Annotated in this window: 15 protein-coding genes; 5 read left to right on the top strand and 10 right to left on the bottom strand. The window is 73.6% G+C overall.

The annotated features are described in order from the left end of the window. Positions 1-114: 114 nt before the first annotated feature. The 6 genes from ispG to OHV05_RS23410 form a co-directional block, all read right to left on the bottom strand. Positions 115-1,275 (bottom strand): flavodoxin-dependent (E)-4-hydroxy-3-methylbut-2-enyl-diphosphate synthase, encoded by a 1,161-nt coding sequence (gene ispG, locus OHV05_RS23435; protein ID WP_405019391.1) that lies wholly within the window; start codon positions 1,273-1,275, stop codon positions 115-117. A gap of 123 nt (positions 1,276-1,398) precedes the next feature. Then, on the bottom strand, positions 1,399-2,691 hold the full coding sequence (locus tag OHV05_RS23430; RefSeq protein WP_405021525.1) for a M50 family metallopeptidase: 1,293 nt from the start codon (positions 2,689-2,691) through the stop codon (positions 1,399-1,401). Positions 2,692-2,739: 48 nt separating this feature from the next. Next, entirely contained in the window at positions 2,740-3,960 is a 1,221-nt protein-coding gene (gene dxr, locus OHV05_RS23425; protein ID WP_405019390.1) for a 1-deoxy-D-xylulose-5-phosphate reductoisomerase, read from the bottom strand. A 124-nt stretch (positions 3,961-4,084) separates the two neighbouring features. After that, a complete protein-coding gene (locus tag OHV05_RS23420; RefSeq protein WP_405019389.1) occupies positions 4,085-5,527 on the bottom strand; it encodes an aldehyde dehydrogenase family protein in 1,443 nt (480 codons plus the stop codon). A gap of 479 nt (positions 5,528-6,006) precedes the next feature. Further along, entirely contained in the window at positions 6,007-7,569 is a 1,563-nt protein-coding gene (locus OHV05_RS23415; RefSeq protein ID WP_403044792.1) for a PucR family transcriptional regulator, read from the bottom strand. Between the two features lie 139 nt (positions 7,570-7,708). Further along, positions 7,709-9,754: an ATP-binding protein gene (locus tag OHV05_RS23410; RefSeq protein ID WP_405019388.1), complete on the bottom strand. Its 2,046-nt coding sequence runs from the start codon at positions 9,752-9,754 to the stop codon at positions 7,709-7,711. A gap of 230 nt (positions 9,755-9,984) precedes the next feature. Between OHV05_RS23410 and gabT the strand changes: the two genes are divergently transcribed. Beyond that, a complete protein-coding gene (gene gabT / locus OHV05_RS23405) occupies positions 9,985-11,325 on the top strand; it encodes a 4-aminobutyrate--2-oxoglutarate transaminase (RefSeq protein ID WP_405019387.1) in 1,341 nt (446 codons plus the stop codon). 340 nt (positions 11,326-11,665) lie between these two features. Beyond that, the gene (locus OHV05_RS23400; protein ID WP_405019386.1) at positions 11,666-12,298 is read left to right on the top strand and encodes a phosphatase PAP2 family protein; all 633 of its coding nucleotides are present in this window, start codon (positions 11,666-11,668) and stop codon (positions 12,296-12,298) included. On the opposite strand, the gene OHV05_RS23395 is transcribed toward OHV05_RS23400, so the two are convergent. Then, positions 12,285-12,626: a DUF2218 domain-containing protein gene (locus OHV05_RS23395; RefSeq protein WP_405019385.1), complete on the bottom strand. Its 342-nt coding sequence runs from the start codon at positions 12,624-12,626 to the stop codon at positions 12,285-12,287. The genes OHV05_RS23400 and OHV05_RS23395 overlap by 14 nt on opposite strands. A 136-nt stretch (positions 12,627-12,762) precedes the next feature. Between OHV05_RS23395 and OHV05_RS23390 the strand changes: the two genes are divergently transcribed. Then, positions 12,763-13,275 carry a MarR family winged helix-turn-helix transcriptional regulator gene (locus OHV05_RS23390; protein WP_405019384.1) on the top strand — a complete coding sequence of 171 codons (513 nt, stop codon included), beginning with the start codon at positions 12,763-12,765 and terminating at the stop codon, positions 13,273-13,275. On the opposite strand, the gene OHV05_RS23385 is transcribed toward OHV05_RS23390, so the two are convergent. Continuing rightward, a complete protein-coding gene (locus OHV05_RS23385) occupies positions 13,178-14,107 on the bottom strand; it encodes an EamA family transporter (protein WP_405021524.1) in 930 nt (309 codons plus the stop codon). The genes OHV05_RS23390 and OHV05_RS23385 overlap by 98 nt on opposite strands. A gap of 79 nt (positions 14,108-14,186) precedes the next feature. Between OHV05_RS23385 and OHV05_RS23380 the strand changes: the two genes are divergently transcribed. Then, positions 14,187-15,080, top strand: a complete 894-nt coding sequence (locus OHV05_RS23380) for a LysR substrate-binding domain-containing protein (RefSeq protein WP_405019383.1) — start codon at positions 14,187-14,189, stop codon at positions 15,078-15,080. A gap of 38 nt (positions 15,081-15,118) precedes the next feature. Here the strand turns inward: OHV05_RS23380 and OHV05_RS23375 are convergent, their stop codons facing one another. Beyond that, complete coding sequence (locus OHV05_RS23375; RefSeq protein WP_405019382.1) at positions 15,119-15,880, bottom strand: ZIP family metal transporter; 762 nt, start codon at positions 15,878-15,880, stop codon at positions 15,119-15,121. A gap of 271 nt (positions 15,881-16,151) precedes the next feature. Between OHV05_RS23375 and OHV05_RS23370 the strand changes: the two genes are divergently transcribed. Then, positions 16,152-16,562, top strand: coding sequence for a DUF6278 family protein (locus tag OHV05_RS23370; protein ID WP_405019381.1), 411 nt, complete (start codon positions 16,152-16,154; stop codon positions 16,560-16,562). A gap of 43 nt (positions 16,563-16,605) precedes the next feature. On the opposite strand, the gene OHV05_RS23365 is transcribed toward OHV05_RS23370, so the two are convergent. Then, positions 16,606-18,258, bottom strand: a complete 1,653-nt coding sequence (locus tag OHV05_RS23365) for a restriction endonuclease (protein ID WP_405019380.1) — start codon at positions 18,256-18,258, stop codon at positions 16,606-16,608. Positions 18,259-18,330 lie beyond the last annotated feature (72 nt).

Raw genomic sequence — 18,330 nt, 5'->3', positions numbered from 1 at the left:
CGATCGAGCACAGGCACCTCACACTAGGAACGCTGGTCGCACCCTACTCCGCCGTCCCACCGGAGCAGAGCTGCGGGCCGTCCGTGACCGGACGACCCGCAGCGACACCGAAGATCACTCGGCGGCGGTGACCACCGGAGCGCCGGACTCGACACCGTCGGCCTGCATCTGCTCGGCCAGCTTGAGGGCCTCCTCGATCAGGGTCTCGACGATCTTCGACTCGGGCACGGTCTTGATCACCTCGCCCTTGACGAAGATCTGGCCCTTGCCGTTGCCGGACGCGACCCCGAGGTCGGCCTCGCGGGCCTCGCCCGGGCCGTTCACGACGCAGCCCATGACCGCGACCCGGAGCGGCACCTCCATGCCCTCCAGGCCGGCGGTGACCTCCTCGGCGAGCTTGTAGACGTCCACCTGGGCGCGGCCGCAGGACGGGCAGGAGACGATCTCCAGGCCGCGCTGACGGAGGTTCAGCGACTCCAGAATCTGGTTGCCGACCTTGACCTCCTCGGCGGGCGGCGCGGAGAGCGAGACCCGGATGGTGTCGCCGATGCCCTCCGACAGCAGCGCACCGAAGGCGACCGCCGACTTGATGGTGCCCTGGAAGGACGGGCCGGCCTCGGTCACGCCGAGGTGCAGCGGGTAGTCGCAGGCGGCCGCGAGCTGGCGGTAGGCGTTGATCATCACGACCGGGTCGTTGTGCTTGACCGAGATCTTGATGTCGCGGAAGTCGTGCTCCTCGAACAGCGAGCACTCCCAGAGCGCGGACTCGACCAGCGCCTCCGGGGTGGCCCGGCCGTACTTCTCCAGCAGCCGCTTGTCGAGCGAGCCGGCGTTGACGCCGATCCGGATCGGCACGCCGGCGTCCTTGGCGGCCTTGGCGATCTCGCCGACCTTGTCGTCGAACTGCTTGATGTTGCCCGGGTTGACCCGGACCGCCGCGCAGCCGGCCTCGATCGCCGCGAAGACGTACTTGGGCTGGAAGTGGATGTCGGCGATGACCGGGATGTTCGCCTTCCTGGCGATGATCGGCAGCGCGTCCGCGTCGTCCTGGGTGGGCACCGCGACCCGGACGATCTGGCAACCCGAGGCGGTGAGCTCGGCGATCTGCTGCAGGGTGGCGTTGATGTCGGCCGTGACCGTGGTGGTCATCGACTGGACGGAGACGGGTGCGTCACCGCCGACCGGGACGTTACCGACCATGATCTGCCGGGAGACGCGGCGGGTGGCCAGCGGCTTGAGCGGCAGGGCAGGAATTCCGAGCGAGATCGCGGTCATGTGCGCAGGGTTCCCCAAGTCGAGGTGGTGAGATCCGGCCGGGCGCTCTCGTCAACGGGCGCCCGGCCTCCAACGGTACGGCACCAGGGCGCGACCGAGCACACCCGGCCGACCCGATCAAGGTCAGTTCAGGCGGATCGGGTTGACAACGTCGGCGACCCCCACTAGGGCCGTGAAGCAGATGAACACCGCCGCCACCACGTACGCCGCGGGCATCAGCCGTGCCACGTCGAACGGGCCCGGGTCGGGGCGCCGGAGCAGTGCGGCGGCCTTGCGGCGCAGCGACTCCCAGAGCGCCCCGGCGATGTGCCCGCCGTCCAGCGGGAGCAGCGGGAGCATGTTGAACAGGAACAGCGACAGGTTGATCATCGCGAGCAGCCGGACCATGAAGGTCAGCTGGAAGCTGAGCGGGACGTCCATCGAGAAGACCTCGCCACCGAGCCGGGCAGCACCGACCATGCCCATCGGGGAGTCCGCCGGACGCGGGTCGTCGCTGACGATGGCGTGCCAGAGGCCGGGGACCTTGCCGGGCAGCGCGACCAGCGCGGTGGCGCTGTGCTTGGCCATCGACGCCATCTGGTCGACGCTCTCGCCGACGGTGAGGTGCTCGACGGCGCTGGCCGGGGCGAAGCCGAGGAAGCCGGCCGTGACGGTCTCGTCCTTGACCTGGTTCCCGTCCTTGTCGAGCTTCGCCACGGTGTTGCTGGTCAGCGTCGCGTTCAGGGTGAGCTGCTGCCCGCCGCGCTCGACCACGATCGGCACCGTCCGGCCGGGTGACTTGCGGATGTCCGCCTGCAGCTGCGGGTAGCTGGTGATCGCCTCGCCGTCGAAGGAGCGGACGGTGTCACCGGCCCGCAGTCCGGCGGCCGCCGCCGGACTGGCGGGGGCGTCGGCCGGGCAGGTGTCGGTCGCCTTGCCGGCCGCCACCACGCACTGGCTGACCGAGCCCACCGTGGGCACCGCCATCTGCACGCCGATGGCCATGAACAGCACCAGGTAGAGCACGACCGCGAGGATCAGGTTCATGAACGGTCCCGCGAACATCACGATGACGCGCTTCCACGGCTTCCGGGTGTAGAACATCCGGTCCTCGTCGCCGGGCTTGATCTCCTCGTAGGAGGCCTCCCGGGCGTCCTCGATCATCGAGCGCCAGGGCGAGGTGGAGCGCTGGGTGACCCGGCCGTCCGCCCCCGGCGGAAACATCCCGATCATCCGGATGTACCCGCCCAACGGGATGGCCTTGAGGCCGTACTCGGTCTCGCCCTTCTTCCGCGACCAGACCGTCCGGCCGAAGCCGACCATGTACTGCGGGACCCGGATGCCGAACAGCTTGGCCGTCGAGAGGTGGCCGAGCTCGTGCCAGGCGATCGAGAACAGCAACCCGAGCACGAAGAGCAGGGTGCCGAGCACCCACATCACCATCGTCACTACTGATCCTCCGTCATGCCGCTCCGGCTGTTCCCGCTAGCCCGCTGCCAGCTCGCGGGCCCGGGCCCGGGCCCAGGTCTCCGCGTGGAGTACGTCCTCGACCGTGAGGGAAGTTCCCACCGTGTGTTCGGACACCACCTTCGCCACAGTGTCCACGATCCCCGTGAAAGGCAGCCGACCGGCCAGGAACGCCTCGACGCACTCCTCGTTGGCGGCGTTGAAGACGGCCGGGGCCGTCCCGCCGAGCGTACCGACCTCCCTGGCCAGGTCCACGGCGGGGAAGGCCGCGTTGTCGAGCGGGAAGAACTCCCAGGTGGCGGCCTTGGTCCAGTCGCAGCCGGGAGCGGCGTCCGGCACCCGGTCCGGCCAGCCGAGGCCGAGCGCGATCGGCATCCGCATGTCCGGCGGGCTGGCCTGGGCCAGCGTCGAACCGTCGGTGAACTCCACCATCGAGTGCACGACCGACTGCGGATGGACCACCACCTCGATCCGGTCGAACGGCACGTCGTACAGCAGGTGGGCCTCGATCACCTCCAGGCCCTTGTTCACCAGGGTGGCGGAGTTGATCGTGACGACCGGGCCCATCGCCCAGGTCGGGTGGGCCAGTGCCTCCTCCCGGGTGACGCCGGCCAGCTGCTCCCTGGTCCGGTTCCGGAACGGGCCGCCACTGGCGGTGACCACCAGCTTGCGGACCTCCGCCCGGGTGCCGCCCGCCAGCGCCTGGAACAGCGCGGCGTGCTCGGAGTCCACCGGCACGATCTGGCCGGGCTTCGCGACCGCCTTGACCAGCGGGCCACCGACGATCAGCGACTCCTTGTTGGCCAGCACCAGCACCCGGCCGGCCCGCAGCGCGGCCAGCGTCGGGCGCAGGCCGATCGAGCCGGTGATGCCGTTGAGCACCGAGTGGCACGCGAACCCGGCCAGCTCGGTGGCGGCGTCCGGGCCCGCCAGGATCTCCGGCAGCGGCCGGCCGTCGGCCCCGGCGGCCAGCGCCTCGCGCAGCGCCGGTACGGCCGCAGGGTCGGCCACCGCGACGGTGCGCACGCCCAGGCGGAGCGCCTGCTCGGCCAGCAGGCCGACCCGGCCACCGGCGGCCGAGAGCGCGACCACCTCGAAACGGCCGGGGTTGCGCAGCACCACGTCGATGGCCTGGGTGCCGATCGAACCGGTGGAGCCGAGGATCACCAGCTCCCGGGGGCCGGAGGGGTCCTTCACCGTGGGGGTGAAGCGCGACTGCGGGTGGGCGAGCGAGTTCATGCGCCCATTGTGTCCTGCCCGGGTGCGCGCGGGTGCGCGGCCCGGACATCCGGTCCCGGCCGACCTCACCGGACACGTCGACGCCCCGCCACCGAAGGACGGTGACGGGGCGTCAGCGGGATGCTCAGAGGTCGAGACCGGTCAGCACCAGGACCTTCTCGTACGTGAAGTCGCCCATCGCGTACTTGACGCCCTCGCGGCCGACGCCGGAGTCCTTGACGCCGCCGTACGGCATCTGGTCGGCCCGGTACGACGGGGCGTCGCCGATCACCACGCCGCCGACCTCCAGCACCTGGTGGGCCTTGAAGGCGGTCTGCAGGTCGTGCGTGAAGACGCCGGCCTGCAGGCCGAACTTGGAGTCGTTGACCGCGGCGAACGCCTCGTCGGTGGAGTCCACCCGGTGCAGCGAGAGCACCGGGCCGAACACCTCGGCGGTGGCCAGGATGGCGTCGTCCGGCAGCTCGGCGAGCACGGTCGGCGCGTAGGTCGCACCCTCGCGGGTACCGCCGACCAGCACCTTGGCGCCCTTGGTGACGGCGTCGTCGACCCAGGACTCGACGCGCTTCGCGGCGTTCTCGTCCACCAGCGGGCCGACGTCGGTGGCGTCCGCACCCGGGTCGCCGGTCACCTGGGCCTTCACCTTGGCGACCACCTTCTCCACCAGCGCGTCGTAGACCGTCGCGTCGGCGATCACCCGCTGCACCGAGATGCAGGACTGGCCGCCCTGGTAGTTGGCGAACATCGCGATCCGGGTCGCCGCCCAGTCCAGGTCGGCCTCGGAGGACCAGTCGGCCAGCACCACGGCGGCGGCGTTGCCGCCGAGCTCCAGGGTGACGTGCTTGCGCGGCACCGAGTCCATGATCTGGTAGCCGACCTTGTCCGAACCGGTGAACGAGATCACCGGCAGGCGCGGGTCCTGGACCAGTGCGGGCATCTTCTCGTTCGGCACCGGGAGCACACTCCAGGAACCGGCCGGCAGCTCGGTCTCGGCCAGGATCTCGCCGAGCACCATCGCCGACAGCGGGGTGGCCGGAGCCGGCTTGAGAATGATCGGGGCACCGACCGCGATCGCCGGGGCGACCTTGTGGGCGACCAGGTTCAGTGGGAAGTTGAACGGGGCGATGCCCAGCACCACACCACGCGGGAAGCGGCGGACCACCGCGAAGCGGCCGACGCCGCCCGGGTCGGTGTCCAGTCGCATGGTCTCGCCGTTGGTCCGGCGCGCCTCCTCGGCGGCCCAGCGGAACACCGAGGCGGCCCGGCCGACCTCACCGCGCGCCCACTTGATCGGCTTGCCGTTCTCGGCGGTGATCAGCCGGGCGATCTCCTCCGTACGCTCCGTCAGCCGACGGGCGACGTGGTCGAGCGCGGTGGCCCGGACGTGCGCGGGGGTCGCGGCGAAGGCCGGGGCGACGGCGGCGGCCGCTGCCACCGCCTCCTCCACCTGGGCGTCGGTCGGCACGCTGACCCTGCCGACCAGGCTGCCGTCGTACGAGTGGTGAACCTCGAACTCGGCGTCACCGGTCGCCCGGCGGCCGGCCAGCCAGAACTCATGAGTGGTGGTCACGGTCGTACCGACCCTTCTGTGGTGGGAGAGCTACCCACCCACGGTAGGTCCGGGCGCCCGCCACGCGGATTGGACACGACGGAGCACTGACCCTGCGGGTTGCTCCAGCGTGTCGGGTGGCGGCACCTTCGGCAGGTGCTCAGCCCGCTACGGCGTCAGGGGCTCGGGGAACTGCTGATGTGCGGCTCCGCCGCGCGGGCGACACCGGCCTTCCGGCACGTGGTCCACCACCAGGGGCTCGGGGAACTGCGACGCCGACCTCGGAACAGGTCACGCATGCGTAGGCGGTCAGGCACTTTCGCAGTGACCCGAACGCCAGATCTCCTCGCCCACGCGGCGGAGCCGCACATCAGCAGAGCCCCGAGCCCCTGGGTAGTCGACCGCTGAGCGCCTGCCTACGGCGCAGCCCCGAGCCCCTGGACAGTGCAACCGGGCGCCCTGCAAAAGGCGCAGCCCCTGCCCAAGGGCACAGGGTGTGCTCAGTCCTCGCCGGAGCGGAGGGCGAGCCAGAGCTCCATCCGGGCGTCGGTGTCGTCCAGCGAGCGTCCGAGCAGTTCCTCCACCCGGCGCATCCGGTACCGCAACGTGTGCCGGTGCACGCCGAGATCGGCGGCGGCCGCGTCCCACTGGCCGTGCCGGGAGAGCCAGGCGCGCAGGGAGGCGACCAGGTCGCCCCGGGCCGTCCGGTCGTGGTCGCGGAGCGGCCGGAGCAGGCCCTCGGCGAAGGCGGTGACCGCCTCCTCGCCGAGCAGCGGCAGCAGCGAACCCGCGCCGACCTCCTCGTGGTCGACCGCCCGCTTGCCGCCCCGGAGGGCGACCGCCAGGGCCCGTTCGGCCTGTGCGAAGGCGGTGCCCGCGTCCTCCACCGAGGCGGCCGCGGAGATGCCGAGCGCCAGGCCCTCGTGCTCCTCGACCGCGCCCAGGCAGGCCCGGTGCGCCGCGCCGTTGTCGGGGGCGAGCACGATCAGCCGGGGGCCGTTGGGCCCGTCCTCACGGGAGATCAGCAGGCGTTCGGCGACCCGGTTGCCGGCCTGTTCGGCGCGGTCGCCGAGCTCGCCCAGCGCCTCCGGGTCGGCGGTCGGACCGGCCCCGCCGACCAGCACCCGGACGGTGCCCTCGGGCAGCCCGCCGAACAGTCCGGCGGCGACCTGACGGGCCGTCACGATCTCACCGGCCAGCACCATGCCCAGCAGCGCCGCACCCATCCGCTCCTCGGCCTGCCGCAGCTCGCGCGAGCGCTCCAGGGTGAGAGTCAGCAGCGCGACGGCGGCGTTCAGCACGTACCGCTCGGTGGGGGTGATCCGGTCCTCGGTGCCGACCGCCAGGAAGCCGCGCGGCCGGCGGTCCGCGCCGAGCGACTGGACCACCACGTAGTCCTCGTCGGCGGTGTCGATCCCCGGTGCCCGCCCCTGCAGCGCGGCCGAGGACGGTGCCGGGCGGCGGCGCAGCCGGTCCACCTCGGCGGCCAGTCGGCCCGCGCGCCGGGCGGCCCAGTCGGGGGCGACGGCGGAGAGCGCGCCGGAGCCGTCGTACAGCGCGGCCCAGCCGCCGAGCCGGGCGGCCAGCCGGCGCACCACCGCGGTGGTGCCGTCCTTGCCGAGCGCGGCCCGGGTCAGCTCCTCCTGGGCCTCGAAACTGGTGGTGACCGCCTCGTACTGCTCGGCGGCCAGCGCGGCCGAGACGGTCTTGCTGATCGCGATGAACGGGGTCGCCTCGGGCACCCGGATCAGCGGCAGCCCGCGCTGCGCGGCGGCGTCCACCAGGGCCTGCGGGACCTCGGTGTGCGAGAGCCCGACCCCGAGGCCGAGGCCGACCACGCCCGCGTCGGCCAGCCGGTGCACGTACGCCTGGAGTTTGGCGGCGGCCTTGCCCAGCTTGATCCCGGTGGTGAGCAGCAGCTCCCCGCCCTCCAGGAAGGGCGTGGGGTCGTCCAGCTCACTGGTGTGCACCCAGCGGACGGGCCGTTCCAGCTGGTCCGCACCGGCCAGCACGGTCAGGTGGAGCGAGCTGCTGCGGACGACGGAGGCAAGTGTGGGGGGCATGGCACCTTCGGGTGTTCGACCAGGCTGCGCCGTTGCAACCGGGCGAGGAGGGCTTCTGACCCCATTATGTACGCCTCGGCCAACCCGGCGGACCGAATCATCCGCTCCGTAGTCAGCCGGTGGCCGACCGCCGTCGGGCTCAGCCGCGCAGGTCCACCAGCACCGGCGGGACCTGCTCCCCGGTCACCGTGGTCAGCGAGATCACCGCGTGCCCGGTGGGCAGCGCGTGCGCCAGGTCGGACGGCGACCAGCGGTGCCGCTCGACGTCCCGGACGGTCACGCTCTCGGTCTGCGCGGTGGTGCCGGAGAGCGCCTTGCGGGCCAGCCGCCCGGCCCGGCGGAACGCGCCGCCCGAGGTGTCCGGCGCCCGGGTGACGGCGGTCTCCCGGATCAGGTGGGTGCCCCACGCCTCGGAGAACAGCCGGCCGTCCCAGGGCGCGATGCCGGGGAAGGCCATCCGGCAGCCGACCGCGCCGAACAGCGCGGTGCGCAGGTTCTCCGGCAGGTCCACCAGGGTGCGCAGCAGCAGCACCGCCCCGGCGTTCGCCCCGCGCATCCGCTGCAGCCCGCGCACCGCGTGCGCGTCCAGCGCGGCGGAGGCGTCGTCCACCACCAGGCCGGCGAACAGCGCGCGCTCCTGGCGGGCGGCCGCGGCCTGCACGAACTGGCCGGTGACCAGCCGGGACAGCATCCGGGCCGCCTCCGGGTGGCTGAGCTCGGGCAGCTTGACCCTGACCCGGAGCGGGTGGTCCAGCGCCCGCATCGCGAAGGCGGGCTTGCCGGGGCCGTCGCCGGGGAAGCAGCCGGCGAAGGCCGGGCGGTCCAGCAGCGCCAGCCGGTCGGCGAGCAGCGCCCCCGGGTCGTCGGCCCGGCCGTGCTGCCGCTCGCGGTGCTGGAGGTCGGCCTGGTGCGCCGTCAGCCGGTCGGCGTCGGCCAGCGCCTGACGCAGCGCCGCCCAGCTCTTGGGCTCGCCGCCGAGCAGCTCGCGCAGCTCGCGGACCCCGGGGTAGCGGCCGTGCGCGGCGTGGAACGGGCCGACCGTCTGCTGGAGCGCGGCCCGGGCGCTCTCGACCCGCAGCGAGAGCTCGTCCGGCAGCAGCGCGTCGGCCAGCCGGGCGGCCGCCTCGTCCACCTCGGCGGCGGCGCCGTACAGGTCGAGGCCGTAGGGCGAGTCGGGGTCGCCCGGGGCGATCACCACGTCGTACCAGTCGTCGGGCCCGAGGTCGGACCCGGCGGCGCCGATCACCACCGCGCAGGCGGTGCCCGCCAGGGCCTGCAGGCAGAGCGCCTCGGCCAGCGGCCGGGCCAGCCCGGCGGTCTTGCCGGTGCCGGCCGGGCCGACCGCGAGCAGCGAGGTGCCGAGCAGCGCCGGGTCGAGGGCGAAGCCGGTGCCCCGGTGGGCGGGCGGGTTCTTCAGCACGTCCTGGGCGGTGCCGAGTCTGACCTGACGGGTCAGCAGGTCGTGCCGGTGGCTGCGTCCGGCCAGGTCGCGGGCCTCCGAGGGGTGCGCGCAGGCGGCGGCGCCCCGGGCGGTGACCTGCTCGGTGAAGGCGGCCAGCAGGTCGGGCTCGCCGAGCACGGTCTCCCAGGCCCGCTGGATCCGGACGTAGTCGACGTCGGTGACCGGCTGCCGGTCCAGCACCTGGGCGGCCAGCGGCGCGCCGCCCTGGCGCAGCCGCTCCCAGGGGTCGGCCGGACCGGTCGGCGCCGCGGCGCCCTCGGGCGGCTCCTCCTGGGTGACGGTGCGGGCCAGCAGCGGGCCGATCCAGCGGCGCCAGACCTCGGGCCAGCGGCCCATCCGGCCGAACAGCTTGATCACGCCGCCCGCCACCGCGATGTTCACCGCGAGCAGCACCAGCACCGCGGTGGTCGAGTTGAGCCCGTCCAGCAGGCCGACCAGACCGGCCACCCAGAAGATCGACTGCACGCCGTACAGGTAGGCGAGCCAGGCCACCGCCAGGTTGAGCCCGGCCCGCAGCAGCAGTGGCGCGGCCGGGACGGCGGCGGCCTCGCGGTCCAGCACGGCGTCCTGACGGTGGTTCAGCCGGTAGACGCCCGGTTCGAGTTCGGGGCGCGGCTCCCCGGCCCAGGCGGTGAGGTCGAACGGGACCGGCCGCTGCGGCGGTACGCCCGGTGCCTTCCCGAGTTCGACCGCACGCTGCCCGTACGTACCGTCCAGTCCCATCGCGGCCCGCTCCCCGCTCCCTGTGCCCACCCGGCCAATGACTACCCGGGACGCCGCCGGGCGACCCGTCCGCGCTCAATGTAGTGGAGCGAAGGCGGCCGGTAGCCGATCCAGGACTCTGGCCGCGCAGGACAAGTCGGACGGTGGACTGCTACCGAGTGGCGCATGCCCGGGCGAGTTTCCCGGCCGTAGCCTGCGAGGACCGCGCCTTGAGATTTGGAGAACACACCATGAGCGCTGCAACTCCGCTCCCGCAGGAGCGCCGCCTGGTCACCGCGATCCCCGGCCCGAAGTCGCAGGAGCTGCAGGCCCGCAAGCTCGGCGCGGTGGCCGCCGGTGTCGGCACCACCCTGCCGGTGTACGTCGCGCGGGCCGGTGGCGGCGTGCTGGAGGACGTGGACGGCAACTCGCTGATCGACTTCGGTTCCGGCATCGCCGTGACCAACGTCGGCAACAGCGCCGCCGCCGTGGTCGCCAAGGCCACCGCGCAGCTGGAGGCGTTCACCCACACCTGCTTCATGGTGACCCCGTACGAGGGGTACGTGGCGGTGGCCGAGCAGCTCAACGAGCTGACCCCGGGCGACCACGAGAAGCGCACCGCGCTCTTCAACTCGGGCGCCGAGGCGGTGGAGAACGCGGTGAAGATCGCCCGCGTCCACACCAAGCGCACCGCCGTCGTGGTCTTCGACCACGGCTACCACGGCCGCACCAACCTCACCATGGGCCTGACGGCGAAGAACATGCCGTACAAGCAGGGCTTCGGCCCGTTCGCGCCGGAGATCTACCGCGTCCCGGTCGCCTACCCCTACCGCTGGCTGACCGGTGCCGAGAACTGCGCCGCCGAGGCCGCCGCGCAGGCGATCGACATCATCGACAAGCAGATCGGCGCCGACAACGTCGCGGCGATCATCATCGAGCCGATCCAGGGCGAGGGCGGCTTCATCGAGCCGGCCAAGGGCTTCCTCCCGGCGATCGTCGAGTACGCCAAGGCGAACGGCATCGTCTTCGTCGCGGACGAGATCCAGACCGGCTTCTGCCGCACCGGCCAGTGGTTCGCCTGTGACGACGAGGGCATCGTCCCGGACCTGATCACCACCGCCAAGGGCATCGCCGGCGGTCTGCCGCTGGCCGCCGTCACCGGCCGCGCCGAGATCATGGACGCCGCGCACGGCGGTGGCCTGGGCGGCACCTACGGTGGCAACCCGGTGGCCTGCGCCGCCGCGCTGGGCGCCATCGAGACCATGAAGTCCGAGGACCTGAACGGCAAGGCCAAGCGGATCGAGGAGGTCATGAAGGCCCGCCTGACCGCCATGGCCGAGAAGTTCGACGTGATCGGCGAGATCCGCGGGCGCGGCGCCATGATCGCGGTCGAGCTGGTCAAGCCGGGTTCCAAGGAGCCCAACCCGGAGTTCACCGCGGCCGTCGCCAAGGCGTGCCACGCCGAGGGCCTGGTGGTGCTGACCGCCGGCACCTACGGCAACGTGCTGCGCTTCCTGCCCCCGCTGGTGATGCCGGAGCACCTGCTCACCGAGGGTCTGGACATCATCGAGGGCGCCTTCGCCGCCGTCTGATCCAGCCTCGTACGGAAGGGCCCGGTCCAGCTGGACCGAGCCCTTCCGTTTGCGTCCGCCGGATGCCGACGCTGGCTGCACGCGCACTGGTGAAGATGCTGTGCGAAACCGGCCGGGCCGGCCTGCCCGACCCGGGTCTGACGTACTGTCATGACAGATGGACAGCGAGCCACACTTCTTACCGACAGCCTCCGCGGCTCCTGCCGGAGCGGCGGCAGCCGAGAACCGATCGACCGACCGTCCGGCCCACACCCCCCGGGGCGCACGGAACGGCGATCTCCCCAGCCGCCCTGGAGCTCTCCCCCCTGCTCCGGGGCGGCTCTCGCGCGCCTGGATCCCGTTGGCGCTGCTGGTCGTGCTGGCCCTGATCTCCTGGCAGGTCGCCGTCGACGGCCCCCTGCTGGAGCTCGACGAACTCGCCCGGAACACCGTCCACACCGTCCGCCGGGCACTGCACAGCACCCTGCTCAACCACGTCGGCGCCGGGCTCTCCGACCTCGGCGGCCCCGTCCCCGCGATGCCGGTGCTGCTGCTGACGGCGGCGGTCGCGGCCTGGCGCGAACTCCGGGCCGGGCGGGCCCGCTGGTGGTACCCGGTCCCGGTCGCGGTGCTGGCCGGGGTGCTGGTGCCGCTGCTGATCGTGCCGAGCAAGACCTGGTTCGCCCGGCCCGGCCCGTTCGGCGTCCCCCTCTCGTCCGAGCAGCTCGGCTGGTACCCGTCCGGGCACACCGCCACCTCGGCGATCGCGTACGGGACGGCCGTCCTGCTGCTCGGCCCGACGCTCCGTCAGCCGCTGCGCGACCGGCTGTACGGGCTGACCGCGCTGCTCTGCCTCGGCGTCGGGGCCGGGCTGGTGTGGAGCGACTACCACTGGCTGCTGGACGTGCTGGCCAGCTGGTGCCTGGCCGGGGTGGTGCTGTGGGGCCTGCTGCGCCTGCGGCCCCGGCTGCGCGGCGGGCTCACTCCGCGGTAGCGGGGTCCTCCTCGTTGCGGTGCACCAGGCCGGCTTCGCCGCTGTCGCGGTGCCACTCGACCACCAGCTCGTCGCGGGCGCCGAAGCGGACCAGGTGACGGCCGACCACGTCCTCCAGCTGGGGCAGGTTCGCCTCCTCGCCCTCGACCACCAGCAGCAGCGCGCCGGGCTCGGCGGTCAGGGTGGCGGTGCCGGCGCCGAAGACCAGCTCACCTCGGCCGGTCTCCTCGGACCAGTCGGTCTGCACCTTGCGGCTCATGTGGGCGGCCAGCTGCTTGCCGTAGCGGGCCGGACGGTCGGTGGCGACGCGCGCCTGGGAACGGGACATCTCTTGCCTCTGTCTGCTCGACTTCGTTAATTTAGGTGAGCCTAATCGCATAGTGAGCCTGGCTCAAGGTGTTATCGGAGCGACATCTCGATCCACCCCGATACCCTTGGGTCACCTACTGCCCGGGAGCCCGCCGATGTCCACGCCGTCCGAGCCCGCCGCACCCTCGACGGCGTCCGCCGACACCGCTGCGGAACTCGCCGACGCACTGACCCGGGCGATGAAGCGGATCCGCCGGCAGACCATGGCGCGGCTGGAGCCGTACGGCATCACTCCCGGCCAGGCCCGCGCCCTGCGCACCCTGGCGCACGCCCCGGGCTGCGAGGGCCGGGAAACCATGCGGCTGAGCGAACTCGCCGAGCGCCTGCACATCGCCCCCCGCTCCGCGACCACCGTGGTGGACGCGCTGGAGGAGGCCGGACTGGTCGCGCGGGTGCCCGACCCGGCGGACCGACGGGCCGTCAGGGTGGTGCTGACGGTGGCCGGCCACGGCGCGCTGGAGCGGCTCGGCCAGGTCCGCCAGGAGGTCGCGCAGGAGTACTTCGGACCGGTCAGCCAGCCGGACCAGGCCGCACTGCTGCAAGCGCTGCGGACCGCCGAGCTCGCCTTCGAGCGGAGCCGGGAAGCCGCTCCGGGCCCAGCGCGGTGATCCCGATGCCGAGCACCACCAGCACCGTCGCAGCGACCGCCGACGGACCGAACCGCTCGCCGAGCAGCAGCCAGGACGAGGACATCCCGAACACCGGCACCAGCAGCGAGTAGGGCGCCACCGCCGAGGCGTCGTACCGGCCGAGCAGGTGGGTCCAGGCCATGAAGCCGAACAGGGTGGACCCCAGGCCGACGTAGAGCACCGCGGCGATCCCGCTCGGGGTGAGCCCGGTCAGCGCCCGGCCGATCTCGGCCGGCCCCTCGAACAGCAGCGACAGGGCGAGCAGCGGCAGCACCGGGACGGCGCTCATCCAGACCATCCAGCGCAGCGCGTCCGGCGGTGCGGCCTTGCGGGTCAGCACGTTGGACAGCCCCCAGAACGCCGCCGCCGCGATCACGATCACGAAGGCGCCGACCGGGCCGTTCAGCCCCCGGTCCACGGCGGCCAGCGCGATCCCGCCGAACGCGATCGCCAACCCGGCGATCCGCTGGGCGGGCGGGCGCTCACGCAGCAGCGCGGCCGCGAACACCGCCGTGAACACCGCCTGGCTCTGCAGCACCAGCGAGGACAGCCCGGCCGGCATCCCGGCGTGCATCCCGAAGAACAGCAGCCCGAACTTCGCCACCCCGAGGGTCAGTCCGACCGCGACCACCCAGCGCCAGGCCACCTTCGGCGGGCCGATGAAGAAGATCGCGGGCAGCGCCACCACGGCGAACCGCAGGGCACCGAACAGGAACGGCGGGAAGTGCTCCAGGCCGATGTGGATGACGACGAAGTTGACACCCCAGACGGCGGCGACCAGTACGGCGAGGGCGATGTGACGGGGGCTCATCTGCATGGGTCGAGCATCACCCGGAGGGACTGTGTAGCACCAGCAAATAGTTCTTCACCCCATGCTTTAGCATCACTGCATGATGGATCTGGGCAGGCTCCGCGCGCTGCACGCGGTCGCGGTACACGGTTCGGTGGGCGGGGCGGCGGCCGCGCTCGGCTTCACCCCCTCGGCGGTCTCCCAGCAGATCGCCAAACTGGAGCGCGAGACGCGCACCGTCCTGTTGGAGCGTCAGGGCCGGGGCGTGGCACTGACCGACGCCGCCCGGGCGCTGGCCGAGACCGCGCAACAGGTCCTGGCGCTGGTCGAACAGGCCGAGGTGACCCTGGAGGAGCAGCGCGGCGAAGCGGTCGGCCGGCTCGTGGTCGCCGCCTTCGCCACCGGCGCGCGCGGCATCCTGCCCGGGGCGCTCGCCGAGCTGCGCGAGCGCTGCCCGGAGCTGGACGTCCGGCTGCTGGAGGTCGACCCGTACCTGGCCGCCGACCTGGTGGCCCGGGGCGAGGTCGACCTGGCCCTGGTGCAGGACTGGCCGACCGTACCGCTGCCGGTCCAGGACGGCCTGTCCCGGCTCGACCTCGGGGTCGACCCGGTGGACCTGCTGCTGCCGGCCGGACACCCGCTGGCCGACCTCGCCGTGGTGCCGGTCGGGCGGCTGCTCGGGCAGCGCTGGATCAGTGTCCCGCCCGGCAACATCTGCCACGACTGGCTGGTGCGCACCCTGCGGGAGGCCGGCGAGGAGCCGGACGTGCGCTACCAGGTGGGCGAGTTCGAGACCCAGATCGCGCTGATCGGCGCGGGGCTGGGCATCGGCCTGGTGCCCCGGCTGGGACGGGCGGCGCTGCCGCCCGGCGTGGTCGCCCGGCCGGTGGTGCCCGAGCCGACGCGTCGGGTGTTCGTGCTCTGGCGGACCAGGAGCAGCCGGCGGCCCGCCATCACGGCGACGCTGGCGGCGCTCCGGCGGCAGTGGGGGTGACCCGGGGGCGTAGGCGGCCGGAGTGCTCAGTCCGTTGCTCAGTCCGCGAAGCCGATCACGACCCACATGAAGCCCACTCCGAGCAGCGTGCAGAGCAGCGTCGAGCGGGAGGGATGCGGGCTGTGCGCCTCCGGGAGGATGTCGGAGGTGGCCAGGTAGAGCAGGAACCCCGCGAAGAAGCCGAGGTACAGCCCGAGCAGGTGCTCCGGGATGGTGAACAGCAGCGTGATCGCCGCCCCGGTCACCGGCGCCAGCGCGTCCGCGCCGAGCAGGGTGAGCGCCCGACGGCGGTTGTTCCCGTACATCCGGGTGATGGTGTAGGTGTTGAAGCCGTCCGCGAAGTCGTGGGCGACCACCGCGATGGCCACCACCGCGCCGACCGTGCTGCCCGCCTGGAAGGCCGCGCCGATCGCGAAGCCGTCCATCAGGCTGTGCCCCACCAGCGCACCGGCGGCGGTCAGTCCGACGCCCTGCTTGCCGCCCGCCGCGTGGCTGTGCGCATGGGCGTGCGAGTGGGCGGCGTACTCGCCCTCGTGGCTGCGGTGGATGGCCACCGACCGTTCGACGATGTGGATCGCCAGGAAGCCGGCCGCGAACATCAGCAGCGCCTGCGGCACCCCGTGCAGTTCGTCCGGTGCGGCGTTGATCGCCTCGGGCAGCAGGTCGAAGGCGACAACCCCGAGCATCAGACCGGCCGCGAACCCGAGCACCAGGTGCCGGCGGTCACCGGTGCGCTGGGCGACGAAGCCGCCGAGCAACGTCATCAGAAAGGCACCGGCGGAGACGAGCACCGCGGTCATCGAAGGGCCTCCCGCACTCGCTCGGGGCCGGCGTCAGGTGCCGGTGTCGACCGCCTGGGGCCGGACGGCTGCGCGGTCCGCTGCCCACGGGCGCAGACGCCCGGCCCGGGCCGTGGATCGCGCCACGGCCCTAGCGGCCAGCCTGCTGGGCGACCGGCCGCGCTGCCTGCCGGGCGGGGCCGTCAGGGTGACGGCGGGTCAGGGCCACCACGGGGCCGGCGGTCGGCCCGGTGGGCGCGCCGTCCGGGCGGTCAGCTGGCAGGCTGGGGCGATGGGCCACGGATTCCTGAGCAGTTGGCGAGGCACCCGCCCCGAGCGGACGCCGGAACCCGCCCTGGCGGAACTGCTGGCCGAATGCGGACTGCTGCGCGAGCTGGCCGAGTCCACCGGGGTACGGCTGGACGACACCGAACGCTCGCTGACCGCGCTGGACCAGCTGCTCCCCCGCTGGCGGGACGACCCGCAGGTCTCGGACTGGCTCGGCAACGACGCCGGGCTCTACCTGGGCACCGTGCTGCGCGGGACCGTCCCCGGCACCAAGTGGTGGCTGGACCGGCACGGCCACCCGCGGATCGTGCTGCCCGGCGGCCGCGAACTCGACGTCACCGCGCTCGGCCACTCCTGGGCCGACCAGGGCTCGCCCCAGCTCGCCACCGCGTACCTCACCGCGACCGACGGCTGACGCGCCTGGCCCGGCCCGGCTCGGCCCGGCCGGATCCCGCCGGTCAGCCGCCCGCGCCGAGCCGCAGCCCGAGGTGGGTGGCCGTCAGCTCGCGGACGCCGTCGCCGTCCACCAGGTGGATCTGCTCCAGCTCCCCGGCCAGGTCGAGCGCCCGCTCGGAGAACCGGCCCGTGGTCAGCCGTAGCCCTCGGTCGGCGCCCTCCTCCCGGACCGCCTCGGCGAGCGTCCGCAGCTCGACCTCCTCCACCTGACCGCCCGGCACGCCGGCCCCGCCCGACTCCTCGGGGCGCGAGGCCCAGACCACCCAGCGCCCGGGCAGTGCGCTGCCCGGCTCCCCCGCCCCGGTGGCGACCAGCCCGGACGGGCCGCGCAGCCGGACGCTCCACTCGGTCAGCCCGCCCCTGGTCAGCAACTCGCGGACCAGGTGGGCGAACTCGTTCGCCGACAGGTCGGCGGCGGACGGCACCGTGCGGCTCGCCTCCGCGCTCGGCTCGACCGGGACCACGCCGTACGGGTCGGGCGTCACCACGGCGGCCAGCTCGCGCAGCCGCAGCAGCGCTTCGTCCTGCTCCGCGTCGGCGTACACGCCCTTGCCCCGCTCGGGGCCCTCCGCACCGGGGACGTCCTCGGTCTCCGGTGGCAGCAGCCGGGTGCGGGCCAGCGCGTCGCGGTCCGCGTCCACGCTGAGCAGGCAGACCGGGGCGGCAGCGGCGTCGGAGCCGCGCAGCCAGCCGTTGAGCACCACGCCGGTCAGTATCTCGTCGGTGTCCACCGCGTCCGCCGCCTGGAGCGCGCGCAGGGCGAGCCGGGCCGCCAGCCGCAGGTAGTCGGCGGCCCGGTCGGCCGTCGGGCGTGGCACCGGCTCCACCGTGCCGTCGGCACCCAGCCGGTAGCCGGCCAGCGAGGGCACCAGCTCCAGGGCCGGCAGGTCGAGGTCGAGCACGGCGGTACGGGTCAGCGGGCGGAACACCGCACGGCAGGGGGCGGGCAGATCCTGGGTCGCGCCCTCCGCCGCCGCGAGCGCGCGCTCCAGCAGCGACTCGACCGCCGCCGGCTCGGCCAGCCGGTACGCGCGGCGGCACTCCTCCAGGCTGTCGTTGTACTCCCGGACCGCCCGGGCCCTGGCCTGCTCCGCCTCCTCGTGCGCCCGCCGGGCCGCCGTCACCCCGCTGTCCGCCGCAGCGGCCGCCCGCCGGGTGCGCCACTCGCGCAGGGCGCGCTGGTGGGCCAGCCGGGCTTCGGCCAGCCCGCGCTGGTACCCGGAGTCGAGCAGCACCCGGCCTGCGACCTCGGGCTCGGGCGGGGCGTAGTCCGCCCAGCGCGGCTCGGGGCCGTCCTCGGCCGCCCCGTTACCCGCGCCGGCACCGGCCGGCGCGGCCGCCACCGGGTAGGGGCGGGGCTCGTAACTCAGCAGCTGGCTCTCGAAGTCCATCGCGGAGACCGGCAGCGCGGCGCGGCGCAGCAGGTCGGCGAGCCGCTCGTGCTCGGCCAGCACGGCCAGCGTCCGCTGGTGGGTCAGGGCGGCGGCCCTGCCGTGTGCGGCGACCTCGTCGTCGGTGGCCGTGGCGGTGGCCGTGCCGCCACCCCGGGGCGCGGGCACCTCCTCGCCGCCGAGGTCACGGAAGAGCGAGGCCAGGAAGCCGGGTTGGAGCGTGGTCGCGGTGCCGTCCGACTGCCCCTCTGGTGCGTTCTGCATCGGCGGTCGTTCCCCCATGCTCGTCCGGTGTGGCGCTCGGCTGCTGCTGAGCATTCTCCACCGTCCGGCCGC

Source organism: Kitasatospora sp. NBC_00070 (assembly GCF_045041205.1).
GTDB lineage: Bacteria > Actinomycetota > Actinomycetes > Streptomycetales > Streptomycetaceae > Kitasatospora.
Note: the sequence above shows the minus strand (reverse complement) of the source record. Positions and strands in the feature narration are given on the sequence as shown.